At 53.3% G+C, this 3,755-nt stretch carries 2 protein-coding genes and 2 pseudogenes; all 4 read right to left on the minus strand.

Annotation, left to right across the window (positions count from 1 at the left end; translation table 11 throughout):
• Window positions 1–995, minus strand: a pseudogene (locus tag ACTHS3_RS10740) (FtsK/SpoIIIE domain-containing protein); the annotation flags it as partial.
• Window positions 996–1,010: 15 nt separating this feature from the next.
• The gene (gene dndD, locus ACTHS3_RS10745) at window positions 1,011–3,056 is read right to left on the minus strand and encodes a DNA sulfur modification protein DndD (RefSeq protein ID WP_049258440.1); all 2,046 of its coding nucleotides are present in this window, start codon (window positions 3,054–3,056) and stop codon (window positions 1,011–1,013) included.
• Between the two features lie 2 nt (window positions 3,057–3,058).
• Window positions 3,059–3,277, minus strand: coding sequence for a DNA modification system-associated small protein (locus ACTHS3_RS10750; protein WP_070695272.1), 219 nt, complete (start codon window positions 3,275–3,277; stop codon window positions 3,059–3,061).
• A pseudogene (locus tag ACTHS3_RS10755) lies at window positions 3,246–3,755 on the minus strand (DNA phosphorothioation system sulfurtransferase DndC); the annotation flags it as partial. The gene ACTHS3_RS10750 and the pseudogene ACTHS3_RS10755, both read right to left, overlap by 32 nt.

Raw genomic sequence — 3,755 nt, forward strand, 5'->3', positions numbered from 1 at the left:
TTCCCAGCCCCCGTTTCCCCGCCTACCATCACATGCGGCGCGGTGGCAAAATCTTGAAACACGGGTTCGCCGCGTTCGTCCAAACCGATACACACTGGCAATCTGAATTGCTGTGCCGATGCGCGGTATTGCTGTAAGGCCGTCTGAAACTCACTTTGCCCGTATTGCCGCCAAGTGTCTTGCGGGCGCAGGATATTGATGTGCCATGTATTGGCTTCGCCGCGTATGCGTCCGCAGCGCATTTCGTCATCGCCGATGCCTAATTCGGAGCAAATCTGGCTGTGGTATTTTTCCAAATCCACATAGCAGTCGAACTGTACGCGCAAGCAGTCGTAGCGCACGCCGACGTATTCTAGTTGTATCGTGCCGCCCTTGCCGACTGTTTTGTCCAGTGCGGTTTTAAGTTTGATGCGGGCTGCATCGAGTGTTCCGACATTTTCTGCGGGAAATTCGCTTGAACTAGAAATCTCTCCTGCATGTTGCCGTCCGCTACTGTTTTTAACAGCCAATTCAGCCAATTCGTTCAAAAAGGCCTGCCGTTGTGCCAAATCGTCATCGGGTTTGAATTGTCTGCAACGTTCCCAAAACGCATGCAAACCAAGCGCGCCGGTATGCCACAGGTCGGCAATTAGTTTGTACAAATCATCTTTTCCCGCCAGTTTCCCTTGCCTGATGTGGAACAGGGTTTCGCTCAACAGGGCAAGCCAAAGCCGCGAATGGTCTTGAAAGCAGGTTTGGAAAGAAGGGATGTCGATGCCTTTGGTATCGGGGGCGGCAGTCAAATTTTCCGGCTGGCGAGCCCAGCCTTTGGCAAAGCAATAGCCGATACAGAGTACCGCCCACTCGTAGTTGTTGTCCAGATGCGGCAACGCACCTGCGTGGGTGAGTTTTTCGCGTATGGCTTTGGCTTCGCTGCTGGAAATAATGTGTTTGTCGCTAATCAGGGTATGGAAATAGTCGGAATCCCACTGGCGGTTGTCTGGCAGCAGATACATGTATTGTTCCTTTAATTATTCGAAATAAACATCGGCAGTTACACGTGAACATGCGCCCGCGCTGTCCAGTGATTCGGCTTCCACCAGATAGGTGCGGCCGATATGCGGGTCGAGACGGCGGTACACTTCGGGGGTGATTTCGGTGTCCTGCGACAACAAAATCACCTGCTGTTCCAGCCCACTCCAATGCTTGAACAAACCTTCTCGGTGGCCCTCATCCAAACGTGCCAAAGGGGTATCGATGACAAAGGGGGCAGGATAGTGGGTAACTTCCGCCAATGCCGACACCAGCGACATAATCAGAATTTGCATTTGTCCGGCCGACAAATCGACCTGCGCTTCCCTGCCGTCGCGGCCGTAAAGCCCCATCCTTCCGTCGGCTTCGATGCTGATTTTGTGGATGCGGTCATCGTGTGCAATGGTGCGGTTGATGCGGGTGGCGGTTTCACCGATTTCACCCGCCTTTTGCCGCATTAGAGCATCGGTCAATGCGGCAATAACTTTTTCTACCTGTCCCGCACGGCGCGACTTCACCATCAGCGGGTTGCTGTCGCTGATTTTGTCTTGCAGTTTGCTGACTTCATCCTTTTTGCGCCGGCATTCTTTTTCTTTTTCCAACACGTTGCTTTTCAGGCTGCCCGAACGTTCTTTCAGTATATCGGCCTGCTTGTTCGCCTGTTTGAGCTGTTCCACCAGTTCGTCTTTGTTGCTGCCTTTGAGCAGCTCCAATTCTTCCAAGACTTGTTTTTGTTCGCTCCGCCGCTGTTCGATATCGGCCAGCAGGCTGCCTATCCTTCCTTGTGGCATACCCTGTATGCGGCTGATTTCGTTTTGGATTTCAGCATGGGCGTTTTTCGAGAGATAGTTGTGCTCGATAGTTTCGGCGCAATTTTCAGGCAACGGGTAAAATAATTCGTTCCAGCATTCGGCTACAGCTTCCTTCATCAGCGGGTCTTCCAAAATGGCGCAAGCCGAACGCCCCAATACTTCTTTGACTTTGCCGCTGCCGACAAACGCGCTCCAAAAATCGTTTACCCGTCCCGCAATCTGCTCCCTGCCGGCTTCATGGTGCAGGCGGTTGGCTTCTCGTTCGAGTTTGATTTTTAGCGCGTTCAGGCCGTCTGAAGGCAGGAAGGCCAGCGGCATGGCTTTAACCGCCGCCTTGACCTTCGCATTGAAATCGTCCATTTCCTTCTCCAGCCGTTCCCGCTGCATCAGCAAATCCTGCGAAGTGCGGATGTCGCTGCCGCCGCCGATCTGCTGTTGCAGCCTGCTTCTTTCCGCATCCCAATGCGCCCATTCCTGTTGTACTTTTTCCCATTCTTCACGGAATACATCATATTGCACTTGGGCAGAAGTCAATGCGCTTTCGGCTTTGTCCAAATCTTCCTGCATCTTTTTGCCCGCGTTCTCGGAAATGCAGCGTTTGCGGTAATCGCCAAGGCTGTCTGCAAGCCGCGTCAGCAGGGTTACGCCCAACAGGCCTTTCAGGGCGGTATTGAGCCACATACCCGTGCCGCTGCGTTCTGCAGCCTGCACGATTTTTTCGCCGTCGAAAAAGAAAAACGGCGCATAATCGAACGGCAGGGCGTAAGTGTTGAGATATTTGTCCAATTCGGCTAAATCGACAGGCAGGTAGCGGTCGTCAACCAGCACGTCTGCCCGCGTTTCGGTGCTTTCGCGTTCAAATTGCCTTTTCTCATTGAAATGCCATTTCCGGCGGATTTTCAGGCCGCAAATCTTACCTTGCCGCCGTTGGCGGATTTCAATTTCCAGCTCGATGCGGTATCGGCCGTATTGCGGCGCTGCTTTGTGATGCAGGGCAGCCTGCAGGAAATTCGGGTAATTGACATCTTTGCTGTTCAAGCCGGCCCGCTGCAAATGGCTGACCGCATCCGCGTCATACAGGCACAGGTAAACCGCTTCCAACAAAGTGGTTTTGCCGTGCCCGTTCATCGCGCCGATTAAAACAATGTTCTGCCCGTTTTTCGGTTCGGGAAAGGAGAAGGCCGCTTCTTGGTAGGATTTGAAATTAAGCAGCCTGATTGAATGTATCCACATATTCAGCCCCAATATTTCCTGTTTTCAAAAACTTCATCGAATACTTCGGTCATGCCGCGTTTGCGGATCCGTTCCTGTTGCTCGCGCTCCCATGCCGCCAAATCGGCCAGCGCATCGGGCGATACACCATGTTCGGCAGCGATTTTCTCTATCAGGTTTCTGGCATTTTCATCACTCCACAGCAGCAAATCAGCCACCTGTTCCCGTGTTTCCGTCTTCATTTTTATTCCTTGAGTAAGTGTTAATCAGATCTTCCGTCCAAATTCGCTTGATTAGGTCGATTTCGTCCTGCGAAATCAGTTCTTCGCCGAAAGCAGCCTGCACTTTTAGCAGCTTCGCCAGCATTTCCTGCCGCGCTGCGATGGTGAACGGGCCGGGGATGTGTTTGCCGCCTTTGAACGTGAGTTTTCCGTTGCGCCGTTCGGCCTGGCGGTATTCGGGTTTGTTGCGGATGTCCACCAGCCAGTCGCGGTATTCGATTAACGGTGTGAATTCGGTTTTCCCCGCGTCCACAAAGCCCTGCAGGCTTCTGTCCTTATTGACCACCGTGCACGTCCAGCAGCCGAAGCGGCTGGAATTGGTGCCGCAACCGGGGGCTTCTTCCTGCGACAGCACAATCGGACATTCGCCGCCGGCGGCTTCGCGGTAGAGCTTGATTAAATCGCTGTGTGCGCCTCCCCAGGGCGGGTCGTTGGCAGC

Source organism: Neisseria sp. P0009.S007 (assembly GCF_051962515.1).

Coding starts and splice junctions, on each gene's coding strand:
- ACTHS3_RS10750 (WP_070695272.1), bottom strand. CDS start 3,277: ATGAAGACGGAAACACGGGAACAGGTGGCTGATTTGCTGCTGTGGAGT.
- dndD (WP_049258440.1), bottom strand. CDS start 3,056: ATGTGGATACATTCAATCAGGCTGCTTAATTTCAAATCCTACCAAGAA.